This is a genomic window from Thermohalobaculum sp., from assembly GCF_058622915.1.
Map to the genome: position 1 here is coordinate 34,480 of NZ_JBZSYN010000027.1, position 16,210 is coordinate 50,689.

Consider the following 16,210-nt stretch of genomic DNA (forward strand, 5'->3'; position numbering starts at 1 on the left):
GGCGCGCGGATGGAGGGGGACGTGGTCGAGGCGGCTCCGCGCACCGACGTCGCCGCCGGCGAGGCGGCCTCGGTGATCGCGGCGCGCGGGCTCAATCTGATCTTCGAGACGGCGGACGCGCCGGTCCACGCGCTGCGCGACATCGACCTCGACATCCGCCGGGGCGAGTTCGTCTCCTTCATCGGCCCCTCGGGCTGCGGCAAGACCACGCTTCTGCGCGTCATCGCCGATCTCGAGCAGCCGAGCTCGGGCAGCATCAGCGTGAACGGCGTGAGCCCGGAGGAGGCCCGGCTTAGCCGGGCCTACGGCTACGTGTTTCAGGCCGCGGCGCTCTATCCCTGGCGCTCGATCATCCGCAACGTGCAGCTGCCGCTCGAGGTCATGGGCTTCTCCCGCGCCGAGCGCGAGGCGCGGGCGCGGCGCACGCTCGAGCTGGTTGGGCTGACCGGGTTCGAGCGCAAGTTCCCATGGCAGCTCTCGGGCGGCATGCAGCAGCGCGCCTCGATCGCCCGCGCGCTGGCCTTCGACGCCGACCTGCTGTTGATGGACGAGCCCTTCGGCGCGCTCGACGAGATCGTGCGCGACCACCTCAACGAGCAGCTGCGCGTGCTGTGGAAGAAGACCGCCAAGACGGTCTGCTTCGTCACCCATTCGATCCCCGAGGCGGTCTACCTCTCGACCCGGATCGTGGTGATGAGCCCGCGCCCGGGCCGCGTCACCGACATCATCGAGTCCCCCCTGCCCGACGAGCGGCCGCTGGACATCCGCGAGACGCCCCGGTTCCTCGAGGTCGCGGCGCGGGTGCGCGAGGGCCTGAGGGCGGGGCACAGCTATGACGACTGAGCCGTGAGCGGGCGCGTTCTTCCCGTCGCCACGGTGGTGCTCGCCATCCTGGCGCTGTGGTACGTCTTCGCCATCGTCCTCAACGCGCCGTGGGAGCGCGACCGGGCCGCGCGGTCCGGGGCGGAGGTCGGATTTGCCCGGCTGCTCGCCAGCACCATGACGCAACGGCGGCCCGTGCTCCCCGCCCCGCACCAGGTGGCGGTCGAGATCTGGAAGACCACCGTCGACAAGAAGATCACCTCGAAGCGCAGCCTGGTGTTCCATGCCTGGGTGACGCTCTCGGCCACGCTGCTGGGCTTTGCCATCGGCACCGCGCTCGGCATCGTGCTGGCGGTCGGCATCGTGCACAGCCGGGCCATGGAGATGAGCGTGATGCCCTGGGTGGTCGCCTCGCAGACCATCCCGATTCTGGCCATCGCACCGATGATCATCGTGGTGCTGAATGCCATCGGGCTCAGCGGGCTGCTGCCCAAGGCGTTGATCTCGGCGTACCTGAGCTTCTTCCCCGTGGTGGTCGGCATGGTGAAGGGGTTCACCTCGCCCGACGCGCTTCAACTCGACCTGATGCGCACCTGGAGCGCCGGCCGCTGGCAGACCTTCTGGAAGCTGCGCTGGCCGGCCTCGGTGCCGTATCTCTTCACCTCGATGAAGATCGGGGTGGCTATCAGCCTGGTCGGCGCCATCGTCGGCGAGCTGCCCACCGGCGCCGTGGCCGGGCTGGGGGCGCGGCTCTTGGCGGGCAGCTATTACGGGCAGACCATCCAGATCTGGTCGGCGCTGATCACCGCGGCCTTCCTCGCCGCGGCGCTGGTGGGGCTGGTGGGGCTGGGCAACCGCATCGTGCTCAGGCGCATGGGGATGGCGCGATGAACTGGGTCCTGATCCTGGGCGCGGTCGCCTTCTGGCTGGCGGCCTGGGCCCTGAATGTCTGGCTGGCCGGCTTGACCCCGCGCTCGGTCGCGGCGCGGCGCGGCGTCCGGCTGGCGGTGGCCGCCATCTTCGGTGTAACGCTGCTGGTGCTGTGGGAGGGGATCGTGCGCGGGGCGCACGTATCGCCCGTGCTGCTCCCGGCCCCCTCGATGATCTGGACCCGGCTGCTCTCGTCCACCGGCGTCCTGTGGGCCGACTTCCGGCAGACCTTCCTCAAGGCGGTCCTGATCGGCTATGCGCTGGGCTGCGGCGTGGCTTTCCTGGTGGCGGTGGCGATCGACCGCTCCCCCTTCCTGCAGCGCGGGCTCCTGCCTGTGGGCAACCTGGTCTCGGCGCTGCCCATCGTGGGCATCGCGCCGATCATGGTGATGTGGTTCGGCTTCGACTGGCCGTCCAAGGCCGCGGTCGTCATCGTGATGTGCTTCTTCCCGATGCTGGTGAACACCGTGCAGGGGCTGCAGACGGCGGACCGGGCCGAGCGCGACCTGATGCATACCTACGCGGCCAGCTACTGGCAGACGCTGACGAAGCTGCGCCTGCCGGCGGCGGCGCCCTTCATCTTCAACGCGCTCAAGATCTGCTCGACGCTGGCGCTGATCGGTGCCATCGTCGCCGAGTTCTTCGGCACGCCGATCGTCGGAATGGGTTTCAGGATCTCGACCGAGGTCGGGCGCATGAACATCGACATGGTCTGGGCGGAAATCGCGGTGGCGGCGCTGGCCGGCTCGGCCTTCTACGGCACTGTGGTGCTGGTGGAGCGCGCGGTCACCTTCTGGCACCCCTCGGTCCGGGGCACGGGCCACTGAACAATCATCAAAATCAAGGAGGTTCACGATGAGGACAGTTTTCGCGGCGGCCGCGGCCGCCGTCATGCTGTTCGGCCCGGGCGGCGCCCATGCCGCCGACAAGGTCACCCTGCAGCTCAAATGGGTCACCCAGGCGCAGTTCGCCGGCTACTACGTGGCCAAGGACAAGGGCTTCTATGCCGACGAGGGGCTGGACGTCACAATCAAGCCCGGCGGGCCCGACATCGCGCCGGCCCAGGTGCTGGCGGGCGGCGGCGCCGACGTGATCATCGACTGGATGCCCTCGGCGCTCGCCACGCGCGAGAAGGGCCTGCCGGTGGTCAACATCGCCCAGCCCTTCAAGAAGTCGGGCATGGAGCTGACCTGCCGCAAGGAGACCGGGATCAAGACGCCGCAGGACCTGCGCGGCCGCACCATCGGCGTGTGGTTCTTCGGCAACGAATACCCGTTCCTCGCCTGGATGAGCCAGCTCGGCATTCCCACCGACGGCTCGGCCAAGGGCGTCAAGGTGCTCAAGCAGGGCTTCAACGTCGACCCGCTGCTGCAAAAGCAGGCCGACTGCATCTCGACCATGACCTACAACGAGTACTGGCAGGTGATCGACGCTGGCATCCCGCCCAAGGACCTCGTCGTCTTCAAGTACGAGGACCAGGGGGTGGCGACGCTCGAGGACGGCATCTACGTGCTCCAGGACAAGCTCAAGGACCCGGCCTTCGTCAGCAAGATGGTGCGCTTCGTGCGCGCCAGCATGAAGGGCTGGCACTGGGCCGGCAAGCATCCCGACCAGGCCGCCGAGATCGTGCTCGACAACGACGCCACCGGTGCCCAGACCGAGAAGCACCAGAAGCGGATGATGCGCGAGATCAACAAGCTGGTAGACGGATCGACCGGCGAGCTCGACCCGGCCGACTACGAGCGCACGGTCGACATCCTGCTCAAGGGCGGCTCGGACCCGGTGATCACCAAGCGCCCGCAGGGCGCCTGGACGCACATGATCACCGACAAGGCGCTCTGACCGGGGGCCCCGCGGGCGCGCCGCCGGCGCCGATGGGCCAGCATGCACACCGGCCCCGCATGGGCATTGCGGGGCCGCGCTTGCGCTCAGGCGCGTCGCCTGTGGCGCGGCGGGCGCGCCGGCCTCACTTCATCAGCACATAGCTGCCCGGTGCGTCGGGCAGCCGCGCGGCATCGACGCCGGGCCCGCCCATCGGGGGCGGGCTCACCGCCTCACCCGAGCGCGCCGCCAGCCAGTCGACCCATTCGGGCCACCAGGAGCCATCGCGCTCCTCCGCCCGCTCGGTCCATTCCTCCGGCGGCAGATAGGCATCGTCGGCCCGGCTCGCGTGGATGCGGTAGTGCCGGCCCGCATGACCCGGCTCGGACACCACGCCGGCATTGTGCCCGCCGCTCGTCAGCACGAAGGTCACCTCGGTGTCGGTGAGCAGATGCACCTTGTAGACCGAGCGCCAGGGCGCGACATGGTCCGTCTCGGTGCCCACCGCGAAGATCGGGGCGCGGATGTCGGTCAGCGCCACCGGCCTGCCCTCGACCTCGTACTTGCCCGACGACAGCCGGTTCTCGAGATAGAGCCTGCGCAGGTACTCGGAGTGCATCCGGTACGGCATGCGCGTCGTGTCGGCATTCCACGCCATCAGGTCGAACATGCCGGCGCGCTCGCCCATCAGGTACTCGCGCACCATGCGCGACCAGATCAGGTCGTTCGAGCGCAGCAGCTGGAAGGTGCCCGACATCTGCTTGGCGTCGAGGAAGCCCTGCTCCCACATCAGGTCCTCGAGGAACGAGACCTCGCTCTCGCTGATGAAGATCATCAGCTCGCCGGCCTCGGTGAAGTCGCTCTCGGAGGCGAAATAGGTCACGCTGGCCAGCCGCTCGTCGCCGTCGCGCGCCATCGCCGCGGCGGCGATCGAAAGCAGCGTGCCGCCCAGGCAGTAGCCCGCGGCGTGGATCCGGTCCTGGCCCGTGATGCGCTGCACCTCGTCCAGCGCCGCCATCGGGCCGAGACGACGATAGTCGTCCATGCCGAGGTCGCGGTCCTCGGGCCCCGGGTTCTTCCACGAGATCATGAACACCGTGTAGCCCTGCCCGGTCAGGTAGCGGACCATGGAGTTCTCGGGGCTGAGATCGAGGATGTAGTATTTCATGATCCAGGCGGGCGTGATCAGGATCGGCTCCGGGCGCACCTTGTCGGTCGCCGGGGCATACTGGATCAGCTCGATCAGGCGGTTGCGGTAGACCACCTTGCCCGGGGCGGTGGCGACGGCCTCGCCCACCTTGAAATTCTCGGCGCCCGGGGACGGCGTGCCGGCAAGCATGCGCTCCCAGTCCTCGATCAGGTTTTGCGCGCCGCGCACCAGGTTCTGACCCGCCTCCTCGCGGGTCTTCGCCAGGACCTCGGGATTGGTCAGCGGGAAGTTCGACGGCGAGACGACATCGAGGATCTGCCGGGCGGCGAATTCCAGCGCACGCTCGTGCGCCTTCGTCACGCCGCGCACGCCCGTGGTGGCGTTGTGCCACCACTGCTGGGTCAGCAGGAAGCTCTGGTAGATCATGTTGAAAGGTGGCTGCTGCCAGGCCTCGTCACGGAAGCGGCGGTCCTGGGCCAGCGGCTCGATGCAGGGATCGGCGGCGCCGCCGCCGGCGACGCAGGACGCGGCATGCTGCGCCAGCCGCAGGTTCTTGCGCCACGCCTTCTCCCAAAGCCGCATCTGCTTGCCCGGAGAGACGGCGAGATGCATCGCCCAATCCGCCCAGGTGGCGCCAAGGCCCGCCGGCGTCAGACCGCCGGTGCCCCGCGCGATCATCGCCCGGGTGGCGTGGTCGAGCACATTGGCCATCGCGGTGGCCGAGTGGGAATCGCGGCTTTCGCCCGGCTGCGGCACGGGCGGCAGGGACCGCCCCTGCCGCGGCGCGCTATCGGGCACCGGCACGAGGTGCGGCCGGGCTTTTGGCCCCCGCTCGGGCTTCCTCTTCGCTTGCGCCATGGGCCGCTCCTTCCTCCTGTGCCGGCGCGAGTATGCCGGTTCGTCCTCGCCGCGCATTGATGCAGCGCAACATCTGCAGCCGGGCAACGCCGCGGCCACCGCTCCGCCCTCTAGATAGTCGTCCGACCCGGGGACGTGCAGGGCCGCGACATTTTGGCCGGCGGCCACCCCGCCGGACCCAGCGCCAGCCGCGGGCCGGGGCGCACCGGGCCGGACTGGCCGGGAACCGGCTGGCGATTACGTTGAGCCATGACCCGACCGGACCCGAACCCAACCAGACGTGACCGCGCATGCCCGAACTGCCCGATGTCGAGACATGGAAGCGCTACGTCGACGCCACCTCGCTGCACCGGAAGATCGCCTCGGTCGAGCTCGACGCGCCCCGCATGCTCAGGGGCGTCACCGCCGGGGCGCTGCGCACAGCGCTTCAGGGCAGCGCCTTCTCCCGGACCAGCCGGCACGGCAAGTTTCTCTTCGTCGAGGTTTCGGGACGCAACTGGCTCGTGCTGCATTTCGGCATGACGGGGCATCTGCGTTATCATAAGCAGGAGGGCGGTGAGCAGGACGGGGATGGCCCCGGCGAGGCCCGGCTTCGGGTCCGCTTCGCCGGCGGCTATCGGCTCGACGGCCTGTGGCCCCGCAGGCTGGGCCGGATCGGGCTGGCGAAAAGCCCCGCGGTCTTCGTGCGGCAGGAGGGCCTCGGCATCGACGCCCTCGATCCCGCGCTCGACGTGGGCGCCTTCAGCCCGATGCTGTCGGACAGGCGCGGCGCGCTGAAATCGGCCCTCATGGACCAGCGCTTCATCGCCGGCATCGGCAATGTCTACAGCGACGAGATGCTGTTCCAGGCGCGCCTGCATCCTCGGCTGGCGGCCCGGGGACTCGACGCGGACCAGTCGCGCGAGCTGCACCGCGCGCTGCGCCATGTCCTCAACCTTGCCATCGAGCGCCAGGCACAACCTGACCGCCTGCCGCGATCCTGGCTGCTTCGCCACCGGGCCGAAGGAGATCGCTGCCCCCGCTGCGGCGCCGCGGTGACGCAAGTCAGGATCGCGGGCCGCACGGCCTGTCTCTGCCCCTCATGCCAAAAGCCATGACAGGCCGACCATCGCCCGGCGCGCGGCCGCTCGGACCGGGGCTCAGACACGCACGGCCATGCCGTCCCGGCCCGGGTCGGCGCCGCCGTCCCAGCCGGCGGCGGTGCGCCTCAGCGCGTGCACCCCGGCAAAGCCGTAGGAGAGCGCCGAGCGGCGGACCCGATACCCCATCTCGCCCAGCCCCCGCTCGGTGCGGCGCAGGATGCGATTGGTCACGTCGATGGTATCCGAGGTGGTGCAGAAGCGCGGCGCCGCCACGGCCTCGAACGCGCTCATGCCGAAGTCGACGGCATTCAGGATTCCCTGCAGCACGCCCATGGTGATGTAGGTGCCGCCGGGCGCGCCGATGACGAACCAGGGCGCGTCGCCGTCGAACAGGATGGTCGGGCACATGGCGGTGAAGCGCGCCTTGCACGGTGCCACCGACCCGGTGCGCCCCGGGCGCGGATCGAACACGCCCATGCAGCCGTTGTACATGAAGCCCAGCCCCTCGGTGACCACGCCCGAGGGCATGCCGATGGAATGCGTCAGCGAGACCGCGTTGCCCGCGGCGTCCACCACGCAGACATGGGTGGTGTCCTTCGACTCGTCGCCGCCGCTGTTCAAACGGGGCACGTGGGTCTTCTCGCCCGAGCGGATGCGCTCGGCCATGCGGGCAGCGTAGTCCTTCGAGGTCAGCTCGGCCACGGGCACGTCGACGAAGCGCGGGTCGCCGACCCTGGTGTCCTTGTCCACCGTGGCGATCTTCATCGCCTCGGAGACGACTGCCACATACTCTGCCGAGTTGTGCCCCATGGCGGCGAGGTCGAAGTTCTCCAGGATATTCAGCATCTCGAGCACCATGATGCCGCCGCCCGGCGGATTGTTGGTGGCGACCCGGTGGCCGCGATAGCTGCCCCACAGCGGCTCGGCGTCCACCGGCGCGACGCCGGCCAGGTCGGCGGCCGAGAGCAGGCCGCCGTTGCGCGCCATGTCGTCGGCGATCTCGCGCGCGATCGACCCGGTATAGAAGTCGTCCACGCCCTCCTCGGCGATACGGCGCAGCGTATGCGCCATGTCGGGGTTGACCACCCGCTCGCCGACCTTGAGCGGCGTGCCGTCCGCATGGGTGTAGATCTTCGCCGTGGCGGGGAAGCGCGTGACGTACTCGATATGCGGCACGCGGCCCGCCGCAGGCGCCTCGTTCCAGAAGCCGCTGACATGCGGGCGCACCGCGTATCCCTCCTCGGCATAGGCTATGGCCGGCTGGATCAGGTGAGACAGGCTGCGCGTGCCGTGCCGCGCAAGGGCCGTGTCGAGCGCGCGAATGGTCATCGGCGTCATGATCGACTGGTAGCCGATCTCGTTGACCGCGCCCTCGAGCAGGAAGCCGAAGCCGTCCTCGGCCTCGCCGACGACGATGTCGGCCCACATGTCGGGCGTCGCGGCCACAGGCGCGCGGCCGTGGAAGTCGATGAAGCAGTGCCCCCCCTGCCCCGGCATCCAGATGTGCATGGTGCCGAAACCCGCCAGCCCGCACATGAACGGGTCCACCGCGGTCTGCACCAGGGCGCATGCGACCGCGGCGTCCACCGCGTTGCCGCCCTCGCGCAGGACGTCCGCGCCCGCCTCGACCGCCTCGGGCTGGGGGGCCGTGATGATTCCGCCGCTCATGGGTGTTTCTCCAGCTTGGCCAGGTCGGGCACGGGGCGCGCGGTCTCCGGGTCGAGGCCAAGCACCGCCTCGAGCGCACGCGCGATCGCCAGCACCTTCAGGTCCGCGCCCTTGGCGCCCAGCACCTGGATGCCGAAGGGCAGGCCCAGGCCATCGACGCCGCAGGGGATCACCGCGGAGATGCCGAAGGCCATGGTCGGCACATAGGAGATCGCCAGCCAGCGCATATAGGTGGGCATCGCCTCGCCGTTGATTTCCTCGAGGAACAGTTGCGCGTGCGGGAAGGGCGAGACGGACGCCGCGGGGCAGATCAGCGCGTCGTACTCCTCGAAGAAGGCGAGGTAGCGCCGGTAGAGCCGGGTCTGCTCGACCTGCGCCCAGGCAACATCGGCCAGCGTGTATTTCAGCCCGCGCTCGACATTGTCGATGACGTTGCGATCCAGCAGGTCCCGGTGCTGCTTGACCCGCTCGCCATGCGCGGCGACGAAGGAGACGCCGCGAAACACCTCGAAGACCTCGTGGATCGGGCCGAACTCCGGCGCGACGTCCTCGGCGGCACCGAAGACCGGCGCGAACCGCGCCACGCGTTCGCGAAACAGCCCCGCGAGGCCCGCGTCGATGGGCACGCAGCCCAGATCGGGGCTGAGAGCGACGCGCAGGGAGCCAAGGTCCGCCTCGCCGGGCGGCGCGGCGACCCCGGTCACGCCCGCATGCGAGAAGGGGTCGCGCCGGTCGTGCTCGGCCTGCACCGAGAGCAGCAGGTGGGCGTCCTCGACAGTGCGCGCCATGGGGCCCTTGACGCTCCAGGCGCTGAGCACGGCGGCGTTCGCGGTCATCGGCACCGTGCCCAGCGAGGGGCGGAAGCCGACCACGCCGCAAAACGAGGCCGGTGTGCGCAGCGAGCCGCCGTAATCCGAGCCCGTGGCCAGCGGCGCCATGCCGGTGGCCAGCGCCACCGCCGCCCCGCCCGAGGAACCTCCGCAGGTGCGCACCGGGTCGAACGGGTTGCCGGTGGCGCCGAACACGCGGTTGCGGGTGTTCGCGCCGGCGCCGAACTCGGGCAGGTTGGTCTTGGCGAAGGGGATGCCGCCGGCCGCGCGGATGCGCGCCACATTGGGGTCGTCCTCGTCCGGCACGTCGTCCTTGTGCAGGAGCGAGCCGTAGGTGGTGCGCATCCCCTTGGTCGCCTGGCTGTCCTTGATCGCAACAGGCAGGCCGTGCAGGGGCCCGAGCCGCTCGCCGGCGGCAACGGCGCGCTCGGCGGCGCGGGCGGCGGCCAGCGCGGCCTCCTCATCGAGCGTGACGATCGCGTTGAGCGCCGGGTTCACGCGCTCGATGCGGGCGAGGCAGCTTTGCATCAGCTCCACCGGCGACAGCGCCTTGCGGCCGATCAGGCGGCGGGCCTGGGTGGCCGTCAGCTCGCAGGGCTCGCTCATGGGTGCGGCACCTCCCTGTCGCCGAGGTCCCAGTAGATCCCGGCCATGAGGCCAAGCGCCTCGCGGCACATGGGCAAGAGCAGGTGCTCGTCGGGCGCGTGCTGCGAGCAGCCGCGATAGGAGTGCTGGATCCAGATCGCCGGGATGCCCAGGATATCGGTGAACACCTCGTTGCAGATCGAGCCGCCCATCTGCGGCAGCACCGCCGGCGACTTGCCCGAGGCGCGGGCCAGCGCCTCGCGGGTCCACAGCGCCCAGGGGGCATCCATCTCGGTGCGGCTGGCCGAGAAGCCGCCGGCGTTCTCGGGCGGGGGCGGGTTGACCTCGACGCGGGTGATGCCGTGCGCCTCGAGATGGCGCCGCAGCGCCGGCAGGGCGTCGTCCACGTCCGTGCTGGCGATATAGCGCAGCTGGCAGTCCGCCTTGGCCCAGGGGGCGATGGCGTTCACCGGGCCCGCCGGGTTGCCCGAGAGCATGGCCAGGACGGCAAACGAGTTCCAGCCGAACACGTTCTCGGCCGGCGTCAGGCCGGGCTCGCCCCAGTCCGGGTCGGGCTGCGGGCCGCCCTCGTCGCCGCCCAGATCGACGTCGCGCAGCGCCTCGCGCCAAACCGCAGGGAAATCCTTCGGCCGCCATTCCTCCACCTGGATTTTGCCCGTGGGGCCGACGATGCTGGCGATGGCATGGGCCAGGATCGCCGCGGGGTCGGCCAGCGCGCCCCCCCAGTTGCCGGAGTGGTTGCCGCCCTCGCGCAGATGGCACAGCAGCTCGAAGTTCTGCGCCCCGCGCGCGCCCAGCCCGATGGTGGGCCGGTCGGGCCGCACGCGCGGGCCGTCTGAGGCGATGAACACGTCCGCCATGAAAGCGTCGCGGTTTGCGCGCACCACGTCGGCGACGCCGGCCGAGCCGTTCTCCTCGCCGGTCTCGATCATGAACTTGGCGTTGAAGCCCAGGCCGCCGCGCGTCTTCATCACCGCGTCCATCGCCGCCATGTTGATGGTGTGCTGGCCTTTGTTGTCGGCGGTGCCGCGGCCATAGAGCCGGTCGCCCTCGCGCGCCGTCTTCCACGGGCCGGCCCCCCTGGTCCACTGCTCGTCGAGGCCGCGGACCACGTCGCCGTGGCCATAGCCCAGCACGGTGGGCAGCGCGGGGTCCTCGATGCGTGTGGCCAGCAGGATCGGGCCGCAGGTCTCGACCGGGTTGTCGAACACTTGCGTCTCGAACCCCATGGCCTGGAAGGCCGGGGTCATCTCCTGCTCGATATAGCGTCGGCAATGCGGCAGGCCGGCGCCGGTCTGGCTCTCCGACGGGATGGCGACGCGGCGGGCGAGATCGGTCTCGAAGCTCCCGCTGTCGAAATAGTCGGTAGCGCGGGCGAGGGCGTCGTCACGGCTCGGCATCGGCGAGGGCTCCTTCCTTGCTGTATCGATCGTCGTAGAGGTGGCATTCCACGTGGCCGCCGGGGATCGGCGTCACGCGCGGCGCGACCCGGGGGCAGTGCGACATCGCCTCGGGGCAGCGCGGGTGGAAGCTGCAGCCCGAAGGGATCTCGAGCGGGTTCGGATAGGCAGCGCCCAGCTGCGTGTCGGGCACGCCCTGGTCGGGGTCGGGCGTCAGCACCGAGCCGAGCAGCGCCCGGGTGTAGGGATGGCGGGGCTTGTCGAACAGCGTCGGCGTATCGGTCTGCTCGATGATGCGCCCCAGATACATCACCGCCACCCGGGTGGCGATGTGCTCGACCACGGCGAGGTTGTGGCTGATCATCAGGTAGGTCAGGCCCAGCTCGGCGCGCAGGTCCTGCAGAAGGTTCAGGATCTGGCTCTGCACCGAGACGTCCAGCGCCGAGGTGGGCTCGTCGCAGATCACCATCTTCGGCCGGTTGATCAGCGCCCGCGCAATGGCGACCCGCTGGCGCTGCCCGCCCGAGAGCTGGCTCGGGTAGGAGTTGTAGAGCCGCGCCGGCAGGCCGACCAGCGCCATGATCTCCTCGGCGCGGCGGCGCCAGGTGGCACGCTCGGGATCGCCCTGGACCCTGAGCGGCAGGGTGATGATCGAGCCGATGCTCTTGCGCGGATTGAGCGAGGAATAGGGATCCTGGAAGATCGGCTGCACCGTGCGCGCCACCGTGAGGCGGTCGAGCGCGCCGATCGGCTGGCCGTCGAGCAGAATGTCCCCGCGCGAGGGCGCCATCAGCCCCATCAGCATCTTGGCCAGCGTGGTCTTGCCGCAGCCGGACTCGCCCACCAGCGCCATGACCTCGCCGCGCTCGACCGTCAGGTCGACGCCGTTGACCGCGTTGAGCGGGCGCCGCGCGCGCATGAACCCGCCCGAGATCATGAAGATGCGGTGTACGCCGCGCGCCTGGATGATCGGGTCGCTCATTCGGCTGCCTCGCGCTGGCGCGCCATGTTGGCGGCGGTCTCCTGGGGCGACAGCACGCAGCGATAGCGGTGGCCGGGCGCGGTGCCCGCGCGCAGCGACACGTCCCCGGCGCGGCATCGAGGCATCGCATGGGCGCAGCGGTCGGCGAAGTGGCAGCCCTGCATGCGACCGATGAGCGAGGGCACGATGCCCGGGATCGAGCCCAGATGCGCGCCGCGCGCCGTGCGGCCGGGGATCGGAATGCAGGCCAGCAGCCCTTGCGTGTAGGGGTGCGAGGGGGAATCGAAGATCTGCTTGGCGGCGCCCTCCTCGACGATCTGCGCGGCGTACATCACGGCGATGCGGTCGGCCACGCGGCTGACCACGCCGAGGTCGTGGGTGATCAGGATCAGCCCGGTCTGGAACTCGCGCTGCAACTCGGCCAGCAGGTGCAGGATCTGCGCCTGGATGGTGACGTCGAGCGCCGTGGTGGGCTCGTCGGCGATGATCAGGTCGGGCCCGCACATCAGGGACATGGCGATCATCACGCGCTGGCGCAGCCCGCCCGAGAGCTGGTGCGGGTACTGCCTGAGCCGCCCCGAGGCGCCGGTGATGCCGACCCGCTCGAGCAGCCACACCGCGCGCTCGCGCGCCTCCGCCCGGCTCAGCTGGCGGTGACGCAGGATCGCCTCGGTGAGCTGGTCGCCGATGGTGTAGGCGGGGTTGAGCGAGGTCATCGGCTCCTGGAAGATCATGCTCATGCGGTTGCCGCGGATGTCCGACATCTGCCGCTCGCTCAGGACGGTCAGATCGCTCCCTTCGAGCTCGAGCTTCGCCGCCCGGCGCCTCGCCTTCGACGGCAGCAGGTCCATGACGGCCAGCGAGGTCAGCGACTTGCCGCAGCCGGACTCGCCGACGATGGCCAGCGTCTCGCCGCGGTCGACGTGGAACGAGACGTTTTGCACCGGGTGCAGCGTGCCCGCCGGGACGGGGATTTCGACGTCGAGACCCTCGACCTCCAGGATGCGCTCGGTCATGGCGCTCAGCTCCGCCCCTCGGGGGCGGTCACATCGCGGATGCCGTCGCCGACCAGGTTGATGGCCAGCACCAGCATGAACAGCGCCGCGCCGGGCACGATGATCAGCCAGCCCTCGAAGAAGATCAGCCCCTTGGCCTCGGAGATCATCAGGCCCCAGCTCGGCTTGGGCGGCTGCACGCCCATGCCGAGGAAGGAGAGCGCGGCCTCGAGGATGATGGCGTGCGCCATCTCCACGGTCGCCACCACCACCAGGTTGTTGAAGATGTTGGGCATGATCTCGCTGAGCAGGATGCGCGGCGTCGAGCAGCCCAGCGCCCGCGCCGAGGCGACGAAGTCGAGATCGCGCACCTGCATGGTCGCGGCGCGCATGACCACCGCGAAGCGGTCCCAGATCAGGAAGCCCAGCACCCAGATCACCACGGTGAGCGACGAGCCGATCAGGCTGACCACGGCGACGGCGACCAGCACCACCGGCATCGACAGCCGCGTGGTGATGATGAAGTTCGCCACCATGTCCACGCGCCCGCCGAAATAGCCGGCGAGCACGCCGATGGTGGTGCCGATCACGCCCGAGATCAGCATCGCCGTCACCCCGATCAGAAGCGAGATGCGCGCGCCGTAGATCAGCCGCGAGAGATAGTCGCGGCCCAGCGCATCGGTGCCCAGGATGTGGTTCCACGTGGCCTTGGGATCGTTGAACCACACGGGGGGGATCAGCTTGCGCGAGAGCACCTGGTCATAGGGGTCGTGCGGGGCGATCCACGGTGCGAGCAGCGCCATCAGCACGATGACGGCCAGCACCGTGGCGCCGATCATCAGGCCGGCATGGCCGAAGATGCGCCGGCGCAGCATCTGGCCGGGCGTCGGCTCGACCAGGTCGGCTGCCGCGGCCGTCCGCGCCATGTCGGTGACGGCCATCTCAGCCTACCCTTATGCGCGGGTCGAGCCAGGCATTGAGCATGTCGCCCACCAGTGTCAGCGCGATGTAGAAGACCGACAGCACCAGCACGATCGCCTGCATCATCGGCAGGTCGGCGCGCTGGATCGACTCCCAGGCGAGGAAGCCGATGCCGTTGATGGCGAAGATCGTCTCGATGACGATCGAGCCGCCGAGCATGAAGCCGAACTGCACCGCCGAGAGCGAGACCACCGGAATGATCGCGTTCCTCAGCGCGTGCTTGAACAGCACCGTCATCGGCCGCAGCCCCTTGGCGCGGGCGGTGCGGATATAGTCGGCCGAGAGCACCTCGAGCATGCCCGCCCGCGTCAGGCGCATCACCGCCGGCGTGATGTAGTAGCCCAGCGCGATCGCCGGCATGACGAAGTTCGCCCAGTGCGTGCTGCCGGCGATCGGCAGCACGCGCCACTTGACGCCGAGCCACAGCATCAGCGTCAGGCCGAACCAGAAGCTGGGCATCGCCTGCCCCACCACGGCAACGGTCAGCGCCAGCCGGTCGATCATGCTGTTGGGCCGGATCGCCGCCAGCACGCCGAGCGGGATCGACAGCCCCAGCGCGAAGGCCAGCGCGAGGCAGCCCAGCAGCATCGTGGTCGGCAGCCGGTTGAAGATCACCTTGGAGACCGGCTCTCCCAGATAGTGCGACTGGCCGAAATCGCCCTGCAGCGCGCGGAACAGCCAGCTTGCGTACTGCACCGGGATCGGCCGGTCATAGCCATAGGCCACGCGGATGCGCTGGATGTCCTGCTGCGTGGCGCTCTCGCCCGCCAGCGCCACCGCCGGGTCACCCGACAGATAGATCATCGAGAAGGTGATCATCGAGACCGTCAGCGCGACGAGAACGGCGACCGCCAGACGCTTCAGGATATAGGCCAGCATGGCATCCGCCTCCGGCACCGCCCGGCGCGGTGCTGCCTGCCCGGTGGATGCGCCCCGCCGGCATGGCCGGCAGCGCGCACCCCCGCGGTCAGGCCCGCCTCACTTCCAGCTCGCCGCGTAGAAGCGCGGGATCTCGTCCGAGGTGGGCGTGAAGTTCAGGTCCTTCGACCAGGCGTAGTACTTGGCGTAGGTGAACATCGGCAGCCAGTAGAGCTTGGCCGAGATGATGCTCAGCGCCTGCTTGTAGTACTCCTTGCGCTTTTCGGGATCGACCGTGGTGTTGCCCTTCTTGACCAGGGCGATCACCTTGGGGTCATGGGCCGGGTCGTCCGGCGTGCCGGTGAAGAACTGCCCCGTCGATGCCGAGACGTCCGGGATCGAGTTCGAGCCCCAGGTCATGTGGTTGAGCGGGGTCTTGCCCTTGCGCACCAGGTCGCGCAGCGCCCGGTACTGCAGGAAGTGCAGCTTGGCGTCGATGCCGACCTTGGCCAGATCGCCGATCACCGCCTCGGTGTATTCGCGCTGGCGATAGGCATAGATGTCGGTCGAGAACCCGTTCGGATAGCCGGCCTCGGCCAGAAGCTTCTTCGACTTCGCCGGGTCGTAGTCCCAGTGCTTCACGTCCTCGGTGCAGCCGAACTGGTCGGGGTGGCAGGCCGAGTGGATGACCACCGCGGCCGGGCCGACCAGGTTGTCGACGATGGCCTGGCGGTTGATGGCGTGGGCCACAGCCTCGCGCACCCGCAGGTCCATGAAGTGCTTGTCGCCCGAGCTGCCGTCGACATCGAAGGCGATGTAGGAGATGCGCATGGTCTTGGCGTTCTGCACCGTGACGCCGGGCATTCCCTTCAGCCGGTCGGCCTGGTCCTTGGGGATGTCCCAGGCCCAGTCGAGCCCGCCGGTGAGCAGCTCGGCGATCTGGGTGTTCATCTCCTTGATGGTGCGGAAGCGGATCTTGCCGATCGAGGGCTGACCCTTGGCCGTGCCCTTCATGTAGTTGTCGTTCTTCTCCCACAGCACGTATTCGCCGGGCTTCGACCTGACGAACTTGTAGGGCCCGGTGCCGTCGGGCTTCACCGCGCCATAATCCTTCGAGCCGTCGGCCTTGGTGGGCGCGTTGTCGTAGTTGCCCTTGGGCAGGATGAAGACGGCATTGGCGAGATAGGCAAGCGCGGCGGGGAACGGCGCCTTGAGGTGCAGGCGCAC

At 69.5% G+C, this 16,210-nt stretch carries 14 protein-coding genes; 5 read left to right on the forward strand and 9 right to left on the reverse strand.

What is annotated here, in order from left to right:
- Positions 1-21: 21 nt before the first annotated feature.
- Genes AC32QD_RS02195 through AC32QD_RS02210 form a run of 4 tightly spaced genes read left to right on the forward strand, consistent with a single transcriptional unit; the run spans position 22 to position 3,594 of the window.
- On the forward strand, positions 22-843 hold the full coding sequence (locus tag AC32QD_RS02195; protein ID WP_492008839.1) for an ABC transporter ATP-binding protein: 822 nt from the start codon (positions 22-24) through the stop codon (positions 841-843).
- 3 nt (positions 844-846) lie between these two features.
- The gene (locus AC32QD_RS02200) at positions 847-1,713 is read left to right on the forward strand and encodes an ABC transporter permease (RefSeq protein WP_492008840.1); all 867 of its coding nucleotides are present in this window, start codon (positions 847-849) and stop codon (positions 1,711-1,713) included.
- Positions 1,710-2,579, forward strand: a complete 870-nt coding sequence (locus tag AC32QD_RS02205) for an ABC transporter permease (protein ID WP_492008841.1) — start codon at positions 1,710-1,712, stop codon at positions 2,577-2,579. Before AC32QD_RS02200 ends, AC32QD_RS02205 begins: the two co-directional genes overlap by 4 nt.
- 28 nt (positions 2,580-2,607) lie before the next feature.
- Positions 2,608-3,594 carry an ABC transporter substrate-binding protein gene (locus AC32QD_RS02210; RefSeq protein ID WP_492008842.1) on the forward strand — a complete coding sequence of 329 codons (987 nt, stop codon included), beginning with the start codon at positions 2,608-2,610 and terminating at the stop codon, positions 3,592-3,594.
- A gap of 124 nt (positions 3,595-3,718) precedes the next feature.
- On the opposite strand, the gene AC32QD_RS02215 is transcribed toward AC32QD_RS02210, so the two are convergent.
- Positions 3,719-5,581, reverse strand: coding sequence for a PHA/PHB synthase family protein (locus AC32QD_RS02215; RefSeq protein ID WP_492008843.1), 1,863 nt, complete (start codon positions 5,579-5,581; stop codon positions 3,719-3,721).
- A 290-nt stretch (positions 5,582-5,871) separates the two neighbouring features.
- Between AC32QD_RS02215 and AC32QD_RS02220 the strand changes: the two genes are divergently transcribed.
- Entirely contained in the window at positions 5,872-6,678 is an 807-nt protein-coding gene (locus AC32QD_RS02220) for an Fpg/Nei family DNA glycosylase (RefSeq protein WP_492008844.1), read from the forward strand.
- Positions 6,679-6,720: 42 nt separating this feature from the next.
- Here AC32QD_RS02220 and ggt read toward each other — a convergent pair whose 3' ends face one another.
- The 8 genes from ggt to AC32QD_RS02260 form a co-directional block, all read right to left on the reverse strand.
- A complete protein-coding gene (gene ggt / locus AC32QD_RS02225; RefSeq protein ID WP_492008845.1) occupies positions 6,721-8,331 on the reverse strand; it encodes a gamma-glutamyltransferase in 1,611 nt (536 codons plus the stop codon).
- Positions 8,328-9,767, reverse strand: coding sequence for an amidase (locus AC32QD_RS02230; protein ID WP_492008846.1), 1,440 nt, complete (start codon positions 9,765-9,767; stop codon positions 8,328-8,330). The genes ggt and AC32QD_RS02230 overlap by 4 nt, the downstream gene beginning before the upstream one ends.
- Positions 9,764-11,167: a M20 family metallopeptidase gene (locus tag AC32QD_RS02235; RefSeq protein ID WP_492008847.1), complete on the reverse strand. Its 1,404-nt coding sequence runs from the start codon at positions 11,165-11,167 to the stop codon at positions 9,764-9,766. Before AC32QD_RS02235 ends, AC32QD_RS02230 begins: the two co-directional genes overlap by 4 nt.
- Positions 11,154-12,149 carry an ABC transporter ATP-binding protein gene (locus AC32QD_RS02240; RefSeq protein ID WP_492008848.1) on the reverse strand — a complete coding sequence of 332 codons (996 nt, stop codon included), beginning with the start codon at positions 12,147-12,149 and terminating at the stop codon, positions 11,154-11,156. Before AC32QD_RS02240 ends, AC32QD_RS02235 begins: the two co-directional genes overlap by 14 nt.
- Positions 12,146-13,165 (reverse strand): ABC transporter ATP-binding protein, encoded by a 1,020-nt coding sequence (locus tag AC32QD_RS02245; RefSeq protein ID WP_492008849.1) that lies wholly within the window; start codon positions 13,163-13,165, stop codon positions 12,146-12,148. Before AC32QD_RS02245 ends, AC32QD_RS02240 begins: the two co-directional genes overlap by 4 nt.
- Positions 13,166-13,170: 5 nt before the next feature.
- Positions 13,171-14,085: an ABC transporter permease gene (locus tag AC32QD_RS02250; protein ID WP_492008850.1), complete on the reverse strand. Its 915-nt coding sequence runs from the start codon at positions 14,083-14,085 to the stop codon at positions 13,171-13,173.
- Between the two features lies 1 nt (position 14,086).
- Positions 14,087-15,004 (reverse strand): ABC transporter permease, encoded by a 918-nt coding sequence (locus AC32QD_RS02255; protein ID WP_492008851.1) that lies wholly within the window; start codon positions 15,002-15,004, stop codon positions 14,087-14,089.
- A gap of 99 nt (positions 15,005-15,103) precedes the next feature.
- Positions 15,104-16,210 (reverse strand): ABC transporter substrate-binding protein (locus AC32QD_RS02260; protein WP_492008852.1); only part of this gene is annotated, 1,107 nt, incomplete at its 5' end.